Source organism: Vibrio crassostreae, assembly GCF_024347415.1.
GTDB lineage: Bacteria > Pseudomonadota > Gammaproteobacteria > Enterobacterales > Vibrionaceae > Vibrio > Vibrio crassostreae.
Genome location: NZ_AP025476.1, coordinates 281021 through 297043, shown reverse-complemented (window position 1 = coordinate 297043; position 16023 = coordinate 281021). Strand labels below are relative to the sequence as shown.

At 45.5% G+C, this 16023-nt stretch carries 15 protein-coding genes; 4 read left to right on the top strand and 11 right to left on the bottom strand.

Features of this window, described 5'->3' with window-relative positions; genetic code table 11:
* Positions 1 to 60: 60 nt before the first annotated feature.
* Entirely contained in the window at positions 61 to 480 is a 420-nt protein-coding gene (locus OC193_RS01435; RefSeq protein WP_048661605.1) for a secondary thiamine-phosphate synthase enzyme YjbQ, read from the top strand.
* A gap of 117 nt (positions 481 to 597) precedes the next feature.
* Here the strand turns inward: OC193_RS01435 and OC193_RS01430 are convergent, their stop codons facing one another.
* The 3 genes from OC193_RS01430 to OC193_RS01420 are packed head-to-tail and all read right to left on the bottom strand — an operon-like array spanning position 598 to position 4310.
* Positions 598 to 1803, bottom strand: coding sequence for a BamA/TamA family outer membrane protein (locus tag OC193_RS01430; protein WP_048661611.1), 1206 nt, complete (start codon positions 1801 to 1803; stop codon positions 598 to 600).
* A gap of 23 nt (positions 1804 to 1826) precedes the next feature.
* Positions 1827 to 2912 (bottom strand): alanine racemase, encoded by a 1086-nt coding sequence (gene alr / locus OC193_RS01425; RefSeq protein WP_048661604.1) that lies wholly within the window; start codon positions 2910 to 2912, stop codon positions 1827 to 1829.
* 6 nt (positions 2913 to 2918) lie between these two features.
* Entirely contained in the window at positions 2919 to 4310 is a 1392-nt protein-coding gene (locus OC193_RS01420) for a replicative DNA helicase (RefSeq protein ID WP_016767560.1), read from the bottom strand.
* A gap of 176 nt (positions 4311 to 4486) precedes the next feature.
* Between OC193_RS01420 and OC193_RS01415 the strand changes: the two genes are divergently transcribed.
* Positions 4487 to 5371, top strand: coding sequence for a DUF481 domain-containing protein (locus OC193_RS01415; protein ID WP_048662765.1), 885 nt, complete (start codon positions 4487 to 4489; stop codon positions 5369 to 5371).
* A 181-nt stretch (positions 5372 to 5552) separates the two neighbouring features.
* Here the strand turns inward: OC193_RS01415 and rplI are convergent, their stop codons facing one another.
* The 5 genes from rplI to rnr all read right to left on the bottom strand — a co-directional run bounded on the left by rplI (position 5553) and on the right by rnr (position 10473).
* Entirely contained in the window at positions 5553 to 6005 is a 453-nt protein-coding gene (gene rplI, locus OC193_RS01410; RefSeq protein WP_010434182.1) for a 50S ribosomal protein L9, read from the bottom strand.
* 38 nt (positions 6006 to 6043) lie between these two features.
* Entirely contained in the window at positions 6044 to 6271 is a 228-nt protein-coding gene (rpsR, locus tag OC193_RS01405) for a 30S ribosomal protein S18 (protein ID WP_000090472.1), read from the bottom strand.
* 112 nt (positions 6272 to 6383) lie between these two features.
* Positions 6384 to 6773 carry a 30S ribosomal protein S6 gene (gene rpsF / locus OC193_RS01400; RefSeq protein ID WP_004741278.1) on the bottom strand — a complete coding sequence of 130 codons (390 nt, stop codon included), beginning with the start codon at positions 6771 to 6773 and terminating at the stop codon, positions 6384 to 6386.
* A gap of 269 nt (positions 6774 to 7042) precedes the next feature.
* Positions 7043 to 7783, bottom strand: coding sequence for a 23S rRNA (guanosine(2251)-2'-O)-methyltransferase RlmB (rlmB, locus tag OC193_RS01395; protein ID WP_017632696.1), 741 nt, complete (start codon positions 7781 to 7783; stop codon positions 7043 to 7045).
* A gap of 188 nt (positions 7784 to 7971) precedes the next feature.
* Complete coding sequence (gene rnr, locus OC193_RS01390) at positions 7972 to 10473, bottom strand: ribonuclease R (RefSeq protein ID WP_048662764.1); 2502 nt, start codon at positions 10471 to 10473, stop codon at positions 7972 to 7974.
* A 247-nt stretch (positions 10474 to 10720) separates the two neighbouring features.
* On the opposite strand from rnr, the gene OC193_RS01385 reads away from it, so the two are divergent.
* Complete coding sequence (locus OC193_RS01385) at positions 10721 to 12130, top strand: amidohydrolase (protein ID WP_048661601.1); 1410 nt, start codon at positions 10721 to 10723, stop codon at positions 12128 to 12130.
* Between the two features lie 128 nt (positions 12131 to 12258).
* Here the strand turns inward: OC193_RS01385 and motX are convergent, their stop codons facing one another.
* Both motX and OC193_RS01375 read right to left on the bottom strand, forming a co-directional pair.
* Positions 12259 to 12894 (bottom strand): flagellar protein MotX, encoded by a 636-nt coding sequence (gene motX / locus OC193_RS01380; RefSeq protein ID WP_048661600.1) that lies wholly within the window; start codon positions 12892 to 12894, stop codon positions 12259 to 12261.
* 315 nt (positions 12895 to 13209) lie between these two features.
* Positions 13210 to 14526: an adenylosuccinate synthase gene (locus tag OC193_RS01375; protein ID WP_010434108.1), complete on the bottom strand. Its 1317-nt coding sequence runs from the start codon at positions 14524 to 14526 to the stop codon at positions 13210 to 13212.
* Positions 14527 to 14698: 172 nt separating this feature from the next.
* Between OC193_RS01375 and OC193_RS01370 the strand changes: the two genes are divergently transcribed.
* Positions 14699 to 14887: a DUF2065 domain-containing protein gene (locus OC193_RS01370; RefSeq protein WP_010434105.1), complete on the top strand. Its 189-nt coding sequence runs from the start codon at positions 14699 to 14701 to the stop codon at positions 14885 to 14887.
* Between the two features lie 158 nt (positions 14888 to 15045).
* Here the strand turns inward: OC193_RS01370 and hflC are convergent, their stop codons facing one another.
* Complete coding sequence (gene hflC / locus OC193_RS01365; RefSeq protein WP_048662763.1) at positions 15046 to 16023, bottom strand: protease modulator HflC; 978 nt, start codon at positions 16021 to 16023, stop codon at positions 15046 to 15048.

Below are 16023 nucleotides of genomic sequence, written 5' to 3'. Positions count from 1 at the left end.
TCAAGTTCAAAAGATAGCGTTAAACCACTTTTTTTCCAAATACATTATAAAGGATGGCGTATGTGGATTCAGAAGACTATACACCTAAATGCACGAAAGCGTGGATTTCATCTCATTACTGATGAAATTGAACAACAGATACACGATATCAATTCTCTATCTGTTGGTTTATTACATCTTTTTATCCAACACACCTCTGCCAGCATCACATTAAATGAAAACGCAGATCCTACCGTCCGTACCGATATGGAGTCGCACTTCAATAAGTTTATCCCAGAGCGAGCGCCCTACTACAGACACACCTACGAAGGTGATGATGACATGCCTGCCCACATTAAAGCATCGACACTTGGCACCAGTGTGACAATACCAATTAGCAATGGTCGTTTAGCTTTAGGAACATGGCAGGGCATTTACTTAGGAGAGCACCGGGATTGTGGTGGAAGCCGAACTGTGATTGCTACGATGCAAGGTGAGTAGACTGCTTGAAAACAAGATCTCCTTAATAAAAACAATATCTTGTTAATAAAAAAGAGTGGTGCGTTTCCACAACCACTCTTATAAAAATAGTATTTGGCCTACTGTAGGCCGAAAGCTTTAGAAGGGCTGATTTATCATGACCCTAAAGGTCCCTTCATCACCACCTCGCGCTAATTCAGCACGAACAACAATGCCTTCCACTTGGAAACGAACCGCGCCACCTAAGCTCCACTTCATGTCTGTATGCAGTGTTTTAATGTCGTACTCATCGGCAACACGCCCTACTTCAGCAAACGCTACCCATTGCCACCAAGGCAAGTCGTAGTAGTTAATCAGTGGGATATCGCCCAAAGGTTGCCAGTCAGGAAGCACTCGATACTCTGCAGAGTAATGCACTGCAGAGCGACCGTGATAACGGCCTCCGGTATAACCTCGTAATCGATACAAGCCACCTAATCGAGCTTGCTCGGTCTCCGGTGGACGAGCACAATCTTGCCCAGAGCAGTTATCCCATGTAGGCGTGTCAGCCGTATAGAAATCGAATGCTAAAACTTGTTGATCGAATAAGTCCCCTAAAGGACCTAAAGCAAAGTACTGACTATTTTGGAAGGTCCACTTGAGCCACAAGTCATCATTAGACCAGCTTTCTGCTCCGGTGGTGAATTCTAAGTTAGTATGAGAGCCCTTGGTTGGGTTACGTGTGCTATCACGGTTATCCCAATCAAACGCCAAACTAAAGCCCGTCGCCTCTTCAGAATTGTTTAAGCCTTCTAACTCTCGGGAAGTATAAAAAGGTGTAAAGACAATCGAGCTGACACCCGACTCAACGGGCGAAGCAAGGCTCACGTCTTTGATCGGTTGAAATGCCCCTAACAAGCCATATTCTGCAACATTGCCCCAAGGCAGCAGGTACTTAAACTCAAACTGATAGTTTTCTTCTAAGCCATCGGCAATGGTTTTGTCATCAATGGATGAATCATTATCGCCTTGAGAGCCAATGTAATACGGGTTGTCGTTGAAGCGAGCTTGATACATCTGAGTGCTGAACAGTACGCTCTCAGACAATGCAAAATTAAAGGCTGATAAGAAACCGACGTAGCTATCTTTATCTGAATAAAGTGCCATACCAAACAGAGCGGCTTGAGGTTGCCAAACACCCTTTGCGACACCCGCAACCCCAAAGGTGTTACCCATTGTTTCGGTGCTGAAGTAGAAAGGGACAAAGGCTGAATCTTTTTCTTCACTCAAAGCAGAGGAAGAAAAGCTGACACCAAGTAGCGCCATCACTGACATCACTAAGTGTCGAGTCGTTCGCTTGAACATCATTTACTTTATAAGATCCATGATTACTTCACATACTCCATCGCAACACGCGAAGTCAGTTTCGTAACCAACTCGTAAGCGATAGTGCCAATATGTTCCGCCACTTCTTCTGAAGGTAAGTCTTTACCCCATAGCGTCGCCTCATCACCGACTTTATCAGCCGCATCAGGGCCTAGGTCAACCGTTAGCATATCCATGGATACTCGTCCTGCGATCGGTACTTTTCGACCGTTAACGAACACTGGTGTGCCGTTAGGTGCTGTACGAGGATAGCCATCACCGTAACCAATCGCGATAACTCCAACCTTGGTATCACGTTCACTGGTCCAGTTTCCGCCATAACCAACACTTTCACCGGATTTCACATCGCGAACCGCTATCAGGTGTGAGGTCAAAGTCATCACTGGCAAAAAGCCAAGCTCTTGCGCTGATTTATCCACAAACGGAGATACACCGTAAGAGATGATTCCTGGGCGAACCCAATCAAGGTGGCTGTCAGGCCAAGCGAGTAAACCCGCAGAAGCAGCAAGTGAACGCTCACCTTCACAACCTTCTGTAAGAGACAAGAAAAGCTCAGTCTGTTCAACGGTGGTGGTTCTATCTAGTTCATCAGCACAACCGAAATGGCTCATGTAACGCAGAGGTTTAGCTACGTTTGCACATTGATGCAAACGCTCAACAAAGTTTTGGTATTGCTCAGGGCGAACACCTAATCGATGCATACCACTGTCGACTTTTAGCCATACCACAACGGGGGTTTCCAAATCCGCATCCTCTAGCGCGCTTAATTGCTCTTCACAATGCACTACCGTTTGAATGTTATTGGTCACCAATATCGGTAAATCGCCCGAAGAGTAAAACCCTTCCAGCAACAAAATAGGTTTAACAATGCCACCAGCACGCAGTTGTAACGCTTCTTCAATACGCGCCACACCAAAAGCATCAGAGCTTTTTGAATGCTTGGCGATATGCAGTAAGCCATGTCCGTAACCATTGGCTTTTACAACAGACATTACCTTGCACTGAGGAGCCTTCGACTTTATCTGGTTCAGGTTATGTTCGAGCGCGTTTAAATCAATGCTCGCCGTCGCCGCTTTCATGTAAGTCATTAGCGATTACTCATCATCAAATGCAGGACCTGCATAGTTATCAAATCGGGAGTGTTGACCTTGGAATGTCAAGCGAACCGAACCGATAGGACCGTTACGCTGCTTACCAAGGATGATCTCAGCAATACCTTTCAGTGAGCTGTCTGGGTTATAAACCTCATCACGATAGATAAACATGATCAAATCGGCATCTTGCTCAATCGAACCCGATTCACGCAAATCCGAGTTTACTGGGCGCTTATCAGCACGTTGCTCTAGGGAACGGTTAAGCTGAGAAAGTGCGACAACCGGAACGTTCAGTTCTTTCGCCAACGCTTTCAATGAGCGAGAGATCTCGGCGATTTCAAGAGTACGGTTATCTGATAATGAAGGTACACGCATTAATTGAAGGTAATCTATCATGATCATAGATATACCATCGTGTTCACGAGCAATACGTCGAGCACGAGAGCGTACTTCGGTTGGCGTTAGACCCGAGCTGTCATCGATATACATATTCTTCTTATCCATCAGAATACCCATACTCGACGAGATACGAGCCCAATCTTCATCGTCCAGTTGACCGGTACGAATTTTGGTTTGGTCTACGCGAGAAAGTGACGCAAGCATACGCATCATCAGCTGTTCGGCTGGCATCTCTAGCGAGAAGATTAGCACTGGCTTGTCTTGCTTCATCGCCGCATTTTCACACAAGTTCATCGCGAAGGTCGTTTTACCCATCGATGGACGAGCGGCGACAATGATTAAATCAGAACCTTGTAGGCCAGCAGTCTTTTTATTGAGGTCGTTGAAACCGGTATCGACACCGGTCACACCATCTTGTGGCGTTTTGTATAGGATCTCGATACGCTCTAGCGTCTTTTCTAGAATACTATCAACGTTTTGCGGACCTTCGTTTTCACTTGCACGGCCTTCGGCTATCGCGAAGACTTTACTTTCAGCAAGATCAACCAGCTCTTCCGATGTACGACCTTGTGGGTCATAACCAGAATCCGCAATCTCATTCGCCACCCCGATCAGGCTACGAACGAGTGCACGTTGCGCCACGATATCCGCATACGCATTGATGTTTGCGGCACTTGGTGTGTTTTTCGCTAGGTCAGCTAGGTAAGCAAAGCCACCCACTTCTTCAAGTTGCTCACGCAGCTCTAAATGTTCAGAGAGTGTAATAAGATCCAGAGGAGAGCTCTCTTCAAGGATATCTTTTACCGCTTCAAAGATGAGACGGTGAGGACGGCTATAAAAGTCTTTGGCCACAACCTTTTCGGCAACCGTATCCCAGCGCTCGTTATCCAATAACAAACCGCCAATAACAGATTGCTCAGCTTCTAATGAATGTGGCGGGACCTTGATGGCGTCCACCTGATCGTTGGCTGATTTCTGACTTTTGGTATCCACTATGACTACACTCAATAACTAATAATGATCGTTCATTATACCCAAGAACATCCGTTTGTAATCCGATCCTATGAGTTTGTTTTATTCTTCAGGAAGAATTTACCTATTGCTGACGGAATTAACCAAGGGTAGCATTACGATCCTGCCATTCACTCACTGTATAACTAGAGGTATGCGTGTCCAAATTATTGGCTCTGAGCACTTGTCTTCTGAGCACTGGTCTCCTGAGCACTCCGCAGGCCTTAGCTGATGATGCTAAAGCCTCTGTTGATGCAATTCTCGACTCTATAGTAGTACCAGAACCTACTGCTGAGCCGATCGTCGTTGCACCGACACCTGAAGAAAAAGATATGGATATCGCACCGAATGATACAAGTGACACAGAACTGCCGAGCCCACTAAAAACGGAAGTCGAATTTGGATATCAGTCGCATACTGGTAATTCTGATTCACGGTCGCTTAACGCACGCCTGAACGGTGAGTACACGGCTGGTCGTCATAGAACCAGTGGCGAATGGAAATACTACAACCTCTACAAAGATGGCGAAGAAGATAAAAGGCAATCGACTTACTCGGCTCAGAGTGACTACAAGTTAAGCCCTAAAACCTACCTTTACGGCAGTTTTAAAGGCGTCGACTCACGATACAGCGCCTACTTTAAGGACTACACTGTTTCGAGCGGTCTGGGTTACCAGTTTTCAAATACAGAAGAGTTTGTATTGGAAGTCGAAGTCGGTCCGGGTTTTCGTTACCAAGAGCCGAATCTCGATGAGCTAGACGATGATGACATCATCTTCCCAGAGATTGTTGAAGAAGCGATTTTTCGTGGCAACGTGAATACGTCTTGGCAGGTATTGAAGAATCTGCAGCTAAAAGCGGATGTGACATTAGTGTCTGGCCACAGTAACCTAAAGTTTGATACCGAACTCGAAGCCATCAATGATATTACTGACAATATCGCGCTGAAGATCGCTCACTCTCGCCAATACCACGATAAAGTGCCTGAAGGATTAAGCAAAGAAGACTCTGTTCTATCTATAAACCTGCTATTCCAATTCTAATCTTAAGATCACTTCTAACCTTGAGAACGGCCAGTTCAGCAATAACAGCTTATGGATCACTGTAAGCTTTTTACTTACCACAACCCTTCCTTGTACTTTCCTATATTCCAGACATAAAAAAACACCAGCCGAAGCTGGTGTTTAAAACTTTCAAAAGAAAGAATTCGTCTTGGTACTGAAATTACTCAGCTGCAACGATAGCGATTTTCGCAGTAGCAAAAACTTCAGAGTGAAGTTGGATGCTTACTTCGAATTCGCCGATGTTACGTAGAGCGCCTTCAGGTAGGCGTACTTCGCTCTTAGCTACTGCAACACCTGCCGCTGTAATAGCGTCAGCGATGTCACGAGTACCGATAGAACCGAATAGTTTACCTTCGTCACCAGCTTTAGAAGCGATTGTAACGCCTTCTAGAGTGTTAACGCTCTCTGCACGAGCTTCAGCAGCAGCTAGTTGCTCAGCAACTTTAGCTTCTAGTTCAGCACGACGAGTTTCGAACATAGCAACGTTGTCTTTAGTTGCCATAACTGCTTTACCCTGTGGGATAAGGAAGTTACGAGCGTAACCAGATTTAACGTTTACTTGGTCGCCAAGGCCACCTAGGTTACCGATCTTATCAAGTAGAATAACTTGCATTATCTTAGTCCTCTTAAACTATTATTAACTATTACCGATTACTGATGCTTGTCAGTGTACGGTAGTAGAGCTAGGTAACGAGAACGCTTGATAGCGCGAGCTAGTTGACGCTGGTACTTAGCGCTTGTACCAGTGATACGGCTAGGTACGATTTTACCAGCTTCAGTGATGTAGTTTTTAAGAGTTGCTACGTCTTTGTAGTCAATCTCTTGTACGCCTTCTGCAGTGAAACGGCAGAATTTACGACGACGGAAGAAACGAGCCATGGGCTATCTCCTGATCTTAAATTTAGTAAAGCGGTCTTTCACAATTATCGAAATAACTATCAACGACCTAAAACAAGTTGAGAATTTTTTAAGGCGTTAAGCCAAAAAAGAATTACTCAGCAGCTGCTTCTGGTTTAGCTTCTGTACGCTCTTCGCGACGAGGAGCACGCTCTGCACGCTCTTCTTTTTGCTTAAGCATAATAGATTGCTCAGTCACAGCGCCTTTAGTGCGCATGATCATGTTACGTAGAACTGCATCGTTGAAACGGAAAGCAGTTTCTAGCTCGTCAATCACTTCTTGACCAGCTTCAACGTTCATAAGAACGTAGTGAGCTTTGTGAAGCTTGTTGATTGGGTAAGCCATTTGACGACGACCCCAGTCTTCTAGACGGTGGATAGTACCGCCAGCTTCAGTGATAGAACCAGTGTAACGCTCGATCATGCCAGCAACTTGCTCGCTTTGATCAGGGTGAACCATGAATACGATTTCGTAATGACGCATTTGGTTGCTCCTTACGGATTATTAGCTTCCACGAGTGGCCCGGTCGTCCAGAGGAAGCAAGGAACTAAAGATAAATGACCGAGTTTTAAGGACGGCAAATATTATAGAAAGAACCCTGTATTGGCAAGTGATATTTGGCGAATAATGAAACAGTTTTTCTTTCGCCATCTAGCCATCCAGTAATCGCAATTTCCACCCTATTTGAGCAGATAAAACAAACGCCCACCACCTAAGTAATGAGCGTTTAATATTTGAATATTTTCAATCTATTACTGAGCTAAACGCTGGCGTACTGCTTCAAATAAACAGATACCGGATGCTACAGAAACGTTTAAGCTCGACACGCTACCTGCCATTGGGATCTTAATCAGATCATCACAGGTTTCACGCGTTAGACGACGCATACCGTCACCTTCTGCACCCATAACTACCGCAAGAGGGCCTGTTAGTTTCGCTTGGTAGATATCATGCGTTGCTTCACCTGCCGTACCCACAAACCATACGCCCTGCTCTTGCAGTGCACGCATTGTGCGAGCTAGGTTGGTTACACGCACGAGAGGAACTGTTTCAGCCGCACCACACGCTACCTTGCTTACCGTTGCTGTTAACGGTGAAGAGCGATCTTTCGGTACGATAACCGCAGCGACACCTGCGGCATCCGCGTTACGTAGACAAGCACCAAGGTTGTGCGGGTCTGTTACGCCATCTAGAACTAACAATAGCGGTTGTTCGTGCTGCGCTAGGATGTCGTCTAGGTGAGTTTCGTTGAGCTGCTTAGCAGGCTTCACCTTAGCGATAATGCCTTGGTGGTTTGCACCTTGTGCTTTTTCATCAAGCGGCTTACGGCCCATCTGTTGGATCGACACACCGAACTGTTGCAGTTGGTTCAGCAATGGAAGAAGACGCTCGTCTTGGCGACCTTTCAGTACATACGCTTCGATAAAACGTGCTGGATCTTTTTCTAGTACGGCTTTCACCGCGTGAATACCGTAAATAAATTCGTTACTCATTGTCTCAACTTACTCTTATTGCTCAGAGAAGAATGACATCAAACCCGACGCATTCATCTCTGTATTGTTTATTTCGAGAGTATGCGTCTTGCGCCTGATACTCTCGCATTAAAGTCATTTCGTATTAAATCAGTTAGGCGCTAAACCTGATTAGCAGAGCGCCTTATTAATCTTAAGATTTATCAGTCTTAAGACTTATCAGCCTTTGGCTTACGGCTTGCAGCACGCTTTTTCTTAGCGCGAGCTTTAGCAGCTCCAGTTTTGTTCGATGACTTTTTCTTCTTAGCTGGGCCTTCGCTGCTTCCATCTGGTCGCTTAGTTGGCTCGACTAAAGGCTTCGCTGAAACGCCCGGCTTATTGCTTTTCACCGCTGAACGCTTCTTACTTTTCGCCTTTTTCATCGCTTCAGCGGCACGCTTCTTGGCTGTTTTGCCTTTACCACGTGGCTGACGATCGGTGTCTTCTAAATCAAAGTCGATTTGGCGAGTTTCTAAGTTAACCGCAGAAACCTTCACTTTAACCGAATCACCCAATCGGTAGATGTTACCTGAGCTTTCACCTACTAGACGCTGACCAACAGCATCAAATTGGTAGTAATCGTTCGCTAGCGCAGAGATATGTACCAAGCCATCGATGTGTAGTTCAGTTAGACGTACAAAGAAACCAAAGCCAGTTACGTTGGCAATCACACCATCCATCACTTCACCGACATGGTCTTGCATGTATTCACATTTCAGCCAGTCGTTCACTTCACGCGTTGCATCATCTGCACGACGCTCAGTCATTGAACACTGCTCGCCGTAGAAGTCCATATCATCGAAAGTGTAGTGGTAACCACCCGTTGGCGTCCAACGTTCGCTGTTACGACCGCCTTCTTTCGCAATTAGGTACTTAATCGCACGGTGCAATAGCAAGTCAGGGTAACGACGAATCGGCGAAGTAAAGTGAGCATAGCGCTTAAGAGCTAAACCAAAGTGACCTGCGTTATCCGCGTTGTAGACTGCTTGCTTCATTGAACGCAATAGCATGGTTTGGATTAACTCACGATCTTCACGCTCGTTAATCTGTTGCATCAGTTGTGCGTAGTCTACCGGAGATGGTGACAAACCACCTTCCAGTGTTAAGCCTAATTCACTTAAGAAGCTCTTGAAGCCCATTAAGCGCTCTTCGCCCGGAGTTTCATGAACACGGTACAGAGCAGGCTCTTTCGCTTTTTCTACGTAAGATGCCGATGCGATATTCGCAAGAATCATACACTCTTCGATGATCTTGTGTGCGTCGTTACGAATTACTGGCTCAATACGGTCGATCTTACGATCCGCATTGAAGATAAATTTGGTTTCTACCGTTTCAAACTCAATCGCACCACGCTCATCACGCGTTTTCTTCAGAACTTTGTACATCTTATGCAGTTCTTCAAGATGCGGTACTTCTGGCTCGTAACGCTCACGAAGTTCTTCATTGCCATCTAAGATCGCGCCTACTTTATTGTAAGTAAGCCGAGCATGAGAGTTCATTACCGCTTCGTAGTGCTTGTAACCCGACAGCTTACCTTTGTCTGAGATAGTCATCTCACACACCATACATAAACGGTCTACTTGAGGGTTCAATGAACACAAACCATTTGAAAGCACTTCAGGCAGCATTGGTACAACTTGTGACGGGAAGTATACCGAGTTACCACGGTTAATCGCTTCTTTGTCTAGCGCTGTATCTGGGCGAACGTAGTAACTTACGTCAGCAATCGCTACCCATAGACGCCAGCCGCCGCCTTTCTTCGCTTCACAGTAAACCGCATCATCGAAGTCACGCGCATCTTCACCATCAATGGTAACCAATGGCAGTTTACGTAGGTCTACACGTCCTTCTTTTGCTTCTTCAGGAACATGTTCACCGAGGTTTTCGATTTGCTTATCTACCGCTTCAGGCCACTCTTGTGGGATCTGGTGAGTACGGATCGCAATTTGCGTTTCCATACCCGGCGCCATGTTTTCACCAAGAACTTCGGTTACTTTACCCATCATGTTACGAGAACGACCACCGCGATCCGTAATCTCAATCACAACCACATTACCCATTCGAGCACCGCCTTTATGCTCAGTAGGGATCTGGATGTCGTGACTAATACGCGAATCATCAGCAACAACGTAAGAATGGCCGTACTCTAGGAAGAAGCGACCAACAAGTGGCGTTTTACGCTCTTCAAGCACACGAACCAAGCGGCCTTCACGACGGCCACGCTTACTATTATCAGTAGGCTGAACCAATACGTAATCACCATGCATGATGGTTTTCATCTGGTGATGCGGCAGCACGATATCATTGTCCTTACCCACACTGCCGTCTGGGCGAACCCAACCATGACCGTCTTTATGACCAATCACATAGCCTTTGATCAGTTCCATTTTCTCAGGCAATGCGTAGCACTGACGACGAGTAAAGATAAGCTGTCCATCACGCTCCATTGCACGTAAACGACGACGCAGCCCTTCGTATTGTTCCTCTCCAGCCAGACCCAAAGCTTCGAATAGATCGTTACGGTTCATTGGAATATTCGCTTCTGTTAGAAACGAGATAATGAACTCTCGGCTTGGTACTGGGTTATCGTAATTTTTCGACTCTCGGTCGGCAAAAGGATCAACAGTGGTTGTCGCTGTCGTGTTTTCTGACGTTGGTGTGTTTTTTGACATAGGCGGGCCTGCTTAAGCAAGGAAGGTATATACCCCTAGTATATCTGATGCTAGGGGTAAGCTACAGATATGCTTTAGAAAACACTCAAATAACCTCAGATTGATACATATCTTCGCTTTGTGAAACATCGCTTCATAGACGTGGACTATCATCAAAATTTCAAGCAAACGATAAAACAAACGTTTGCGCCATGAATGAAATACACTATTATCCACGCACTTTACCAACTCCTGTTCTGAGTATGATATGAAACTAAAACGCACTTTATTGGCTTCAGCTATGGCAAGCCTCGCTCTATTTCCATTCGCAAGTTCGGCAATGGAACAAGCTGACCTGATGATTACCGATGCGATGGTTCTGACCATGAACCAAGACAAAACGGTTTATGAAAGCGGTACTGTTGTGGTCAAAGACAACAAAATCATTGCCGTTGGTGATGCTTCATTAGAGAAGCAGTACCAAGCTAAGCAAGTGTTAGACGTTGATGGCGATATCGTTATGCCGGGTCTTATCAATACTCATACTCATGTATCAATGACAGTTTTCCGTTCACTGGCCGATGATGTGCCAGATCGCCTGCACCGCTACATCTTCCCACTAGAGAAGAAGCTAGTATCGCGAGACATGGTACGCATTGGTGCGAACCTAGGTAACGTTGAAATGGTCAAAGGCGGTGTGACGACTTACGCCGACATGTACTACTTCGAAGATGAAGTCGCAAAAACCGTCGATAAGATTGGTATGCGTGCCATCCTAGGTGAAACGGTGATTAAGTTCCCTGTAGCCGATGCGGCTAACGCCGAAGAAGGTATTAAGTACGCGTTGAACTTCATTGAAGAATATAAAGATCACCCACGCATCACACCAGCGTTTGCACCGCATGCTCCTTACACCAACACCACAGAGATCCTGCAGAAAATATCTAAGCTCTCTCTAGAGTTAGATGTACCAGTAATGATTCACCTTGCAGAATCACATCGTGAAGAAGACAAAATCGCAGAGCGTTCTGATGGGTTATCCCCGGTTCAGTACATGGACAGCATTGGCGCACTCAACAAAAACTTGGTGGGTGCACACATGATCCTCGTAGACGATCATGACATCGAACTTGTGAAGAAATCGGATATGGGTGTGGCTCATAACATGAGTGCTAACATCAAGTCAGCAAAAGGTGTATCACCTGCCCTCAAGATGTATGACGAGAACGTGCGTATCGGTTTAGGTACTGATGGCCCAATGTCTGGTAACACACTGAGCACCATTGATGAGTTCAACCAAGTCGCTAAGGTTCACAAACTAGTTAATAAAGATCGTGCTGCGATGCCGCCGATCAAAGTGATCGACATGGCGACCATGGGCGCAGCAAAAGCGCTACATATGGAAGATAAGATCGGCTCTCTTGAAGCCGGCAAACTCGCTGACATCATAGTGATCGATACCAAGGCACCAAACATGGTTCCAGTGTACAACCCATACTCAGCATTAGTTTACTCTGCTAACTCAGGTAACGTTCGCCACACCATCGTTGATGGCAAGATCATCATGCAAGATCGCGACATGCTAACCGTCGATGAAGACAAGATTCGTCAAGAAGCACTCGATTTCACCAAGGTTGTTCGTGAAACGGTCATTGAGTCTGGTGAGGTTGTTCAATAAGCTCGCTATCGAATAGCATGACCATCTAAACGTAAAAAGCCCCGCACTAATTCAATTAGGCGGGGCTTTTTAAATCTTATTTCCTGTAACAATGAGTGCAGGGATCATTACAGGTTTTTTGCTCGGTATTACCAGAACACGTCTCGACGTTTTGCTCGAGCAATAATATTGTCTGGCATTCTCTGTTCCAGACCACTACGAAGCACAGTGATACGTCTGTGTTGTCTTTGGTCTGCCGTTACCGAGTTATACAACCAACGGTAAGCATCTTCATAATCCAATGGACTACCGTAGTCACGTAACAAGAGTTCAGCTAAGTGAATACTCGCACTTAGATTCCCCATCGAAGCCGCTTCACGTAGATACGGAATCGCACGCTCTTTGTCTTGTTGTACCAAAGTACCACGAGAGTAATAACGACCTAACTGCTCTAATGCAGCGGGTAAACCTTGATGTGCCGCGTTTTCCATATAGTAAAGGCCAAGCTCTACATCTTGTGGAACACACACACCCCAGGCCAACATATCGCCGTATAAAAACTCATAAGAAGGCAAGCTAATACGCGTTGCACGAGCAACGATATCTTCAACTAACTGGCACTTATCAGCTTTCACTCGCTCTAGATGTTGATTATTTTCGATTAAATTAATCAGTTCAGCTTCTGTATATATTGGAACGGGCTCTCCCACATCAGCCAAATTAGCATGACTCAAGGATGAGCTCAGCGCCATTATCAATGAAGCTGCTACAATTCGTAGCTTCATACCTGCACTCTATTATCTGTCGCTAAAGTTATCTATTGAGGGGGGCAGAGGATTTCTACACGCACAAAACAGGGTGAACTTCACTTTCCATGATATCTGTATCGGCAATAACCCTGATGGCTTTAGACAAAACTTGCCGCTAATGGGCAATATTTTGCCAGATGGCGTTCAAAAGATCACCAAAGACGGCTTCGTTTTCAAATTACAGGTACAAAAAAGCCGACTTAATAAAGTCGGCTTTTAGAAACGATTTAATTATCAAAGCACTTTAATTGTCAAGGCAATATTGGTGCTGTGGTAATCACTCAGCGGGCATTACGCGCCGTATGGGTGAACCTTGATGATAGTTTCGTTACGATCTGGGCCAGTTGATACGATATCAATTGGAACGCCAGTTAGGTCTTCGATACGCTTGATGTAATCTAGAGCAGCTTGTGGAAGCGCGTCGATAGATTTAGCACCAAATGTGTTTTCAGACCAACCAGGCATTGTTTCGTAGATTGGCGTCGCTTCTTCAAATGACTCAGCAGCCATTGGAGAAACTTCTAGGATAGAACCATCTTTCATCTTGTAACCAGTACAGATTTTTAGTTCTTCTAGGCCATCTAGAACGTCTAGTTTAGTTAGACACATACCAGATAGAGAGTTGATTTGGATTGCACGACGCATAGCAACAGCATCGAACCAACCAGTACGACGTAGACGACCAGTTGTTGCGCCAAACTCGTGACCAACATCGCCTAGGTGCTTACCAACTGGGTCTTGCTTCTCAAGGCCATCGTATAGCTCAGTTGGGAATGGACCTGAACCAACACGAGTACAGTAAGCCTTAGTAATACCAAGGATGTAACCGATGTGACGAGGACCGAAACCAGAACCTGCAGCAACACCACCAGCAGTAGTGTTAGAAGAAGTTACGTATGGGTAAGTACCGTGGTCGATATCTAGTAGCGTACCTTGAGCACCTTCGAACATGATCTTGTCGCCGCGCTTACGTGCTGCGTCTAGTTCGTCAGTTACGTCGATAACCATCGCAGTTAACATGTCTGCGTAGCTCATCGCTTGCTCAAGAACTTCTTCGTAGCTTACTGTTTCAGCTTTGTAGAAGTGCTCTAGTTGGAAGTTGTGGAATTCCATAACTTCTTTTAGCTTCTCAGCAAATGCTTCTTTATCGAAAAGGTCGCCAACGCGTAGACCGCGACGAGCAACTTTATCTTCGTAAGCAGGACCGATACCACGACCTGTTGTACCGATAGCTTTAGCGCCACGAGCGATTTCACGCGCGTTGTCGATAGCAATGTGGTACGGAAGAATTAGAGGACAAGCTTCAGAGATGAAAAGACGTTCACGTACTGGAATACCGCGATCTTCAAGAGGCTTCATTTCTTTAAGAAGTGCGTCAGGCGATAATACTACACCGTTACCAATAACACATTTAACGTTATTACGTAGGATGCCTGATGGAATTAAGTGAAGAACGGTTTTTTCACCGTCAATTACAAGTGTGTGACCTGCATTGTGACCGCCTTGGTAGCGAACCACGTATTTTGCATCTTCAGTTAAAAGGTCAACGATTTTACCTTTACCTTCATCACCCCATTGGGTGCCTAGAACGACTACGTTATTTCCCATCTTTCCAATTTCTGTTGCTAATTAAAAATGGATTCTAGCACTGAATCACACTTCTTGCAGTCACTTTTTGTCCATAAACGTTAACACTGTACAAAAATAAACCAGCGATAACTGAGGGCGAATGTATGAAGATACTGATATCATTGCTTTTTTACACACAAAAGGCAGAACCATGTCTCAATCAATTTGGCTCGCTATTGGGCTCGTACTTATTGTTGAAGGGCTCGGCCCCTTAATTGCACCCAATGGCTGGAGAAACATGGTCGCGCAACTGAGCGAACAACCGGACACACAACTGCGTCGCATTGGCGGTTGTCTTGTGGTGGCAGGAGCGGTTATCGCTTTCATGACCTACCGTTAGGTTTAGGTTTCTATAAGTAGAACGCTATTGAGCGCCTTCCCTCGCGCCCCCAATCGTAGACCTGAAAACAATAGAAAACAAAAAGGCTCCCATTATGGGAGCCTTTTAAGTTTTAACGTATTTTGCTTATTGAGCTAAGCATTTACTAACGCATCAGCTTACTTTGCTGGAACACCGCTTGCTTGATTCATGTATTGGAAGAAGTCAGTCTTCGGATCCAGTACTAGAATGTCGCTCTTATCGCTAAATGATGCCTCATAAGCTTGCAATGAACGCATGAAGCCGTAGAACTCAGGATCTTTGCTGAAAGCATCAGAGTAGATCTTCGCTGCTTCTGCATCTGCATCACCACGAGTGATTCGAGCTGTACGGTCAGCTTCTGCAAGAACTGTTGCCACTTCTAGTTCAGCTTGAGCACGGATAACTTCAGCACGCTCACGACCTTGAGAACGGTGTCTACGAGCAACCGATTCACGTTCTGCACGCATACGGCGGTAGATAGATTCACTGATTTCGTCAGGAAGGTTAATCTTCTTCATTCGGAAATCAACAACTTCAACACCTAAATCAGCCATCGCACTTTCTGACGTTCCAGACAAAACGTTTTCCATGATCTTATCGCGTTCGCCATCAACTTCTAGAGCTTCTGCAGCCGCTACCGTTGTGACGACTTCGCTATCAGCAGAGTCTGGCAGGATGTCCTTATTACGAGGACCTGACACGATCTGCTTAATTTCACGAGAACCAATCTCAGAACGAAGAACATCTGTCACTTTACGCTCAAGAAGTGCTTCTGCCGTCATGATATTGCCGCCGCCAGTACTCAGATAAAAACGTCCAAAATCAGCAATACGCCATTTTGCGTAGGTATCAATTAGAACGTCTTTTTTCTCTGACGTTACGAAACGGTCAGAACGACCATCCATCGTTTGAATACGAGCATCAAGTACTTTTACGCGATCAAACAGTGGCAGCTTAAAGTGCAGGCCTGGTTCATAGATTCGTGATACGCCGTTGTCATCGAGAACTCGACCAAAACGAATTACCATGCCACGCTCGCCTTCTTGAATCACAAACAGTGACATCAATAGAAGGGCAATCGTCACAACTAATACAGGGATCATTAATTTACGCAT

Excerpts from the sequence above, each read along its gene's own strand:
- OC193_RS01430 (WP_048661611.1), bottom strand. The coding sequence starts at position 1,803 with ATGTTCAAGCGAACGACTCGACACTTAGTGATGTCAGTGATGGCGCTA.
- OC193_RS01385 (WP_048661601.1), top strand. The coding sequence starts at position 10,721 with ATGAAACTAAAACGCACTTTATTGGCTTCAGCTATGGCAAGCCTCGCT.
- hflC (WP_048662763.1), bottom strand. The coding sequence starts at position 16,023 with ATGCGTAAATTAATGATCCCTGTATTAGTTGTGACGATTGCCCTTCTA.
- OC193_RS01370 (WP_010434105.1), top strand. The coding sequence starts at position 14,699 with ATGTCTCAATCAATTTGGCTCGCTATTGGGCTCGTACTTATTGTTGAA.
- rnr (WP_048662764.1), bottom strand. The coding sequence starts at position 10,473 with ATGTCAAAAAACACACCAACGTCAGAAAACACGACAGCGACAACCACT.
- rlmB (WP_017632696.1), bottom strand. The coding sequence starts at position 7,783 with ATGAGTAACGAATTTATTTACGGTATTCACGCGGTGAAAGCCGTACTA.
- rpsR (WP_000090472.1), bottom strand. The coding sequence starts at position 6,271 with ATGGCTCGTTTCTTCCGTCGTCGTAAATTCTGCCGTTTCACTGCAGAA.
- motX (WP_048661600.1), bottom strand. The coding sequence starts at position 12,894 with ATGAAGCTACGAATTGTAGCAGCTTCATTGATAATGGCGCTGAGCTCA.
- alr (WP_048661604.1), bottom strand. The coding sequence starts at position 2,912 with ATGACTTACATGAAAGCGGCGACGGCGAGCATTGATTTAAACGCGCTC.
- OC193_RS01435 (WP_048661605.1), top strand. The coding sequence starts at position 61 with ATGTGGATTCAGAAGACTATACACCTAAATGCACGAAAGCGTGGATTT.
- OC193_RS01375 (WP_010434108.1), bottom strand. The coding sequence starts at position 14,526 with ATGGGAAATAACGTAGTCGTTCTAGGCACCCAATGGGGTGATGAAGGT.
- rplI (WP_010434182.1), bottom strand. The coding sequence starts at position 6,005 with ATGCAAGTTATTCTACTTGATAAGATCGGTAACCTAGGTGGCCTTGGC.
- rpsF (WP_004741278.1), bottom strand. The coding sequence starts at position 6,773 with ATGCGTCATTACGAAATCGTATTCATGGTTCACCCTGATCAAAGCGAG.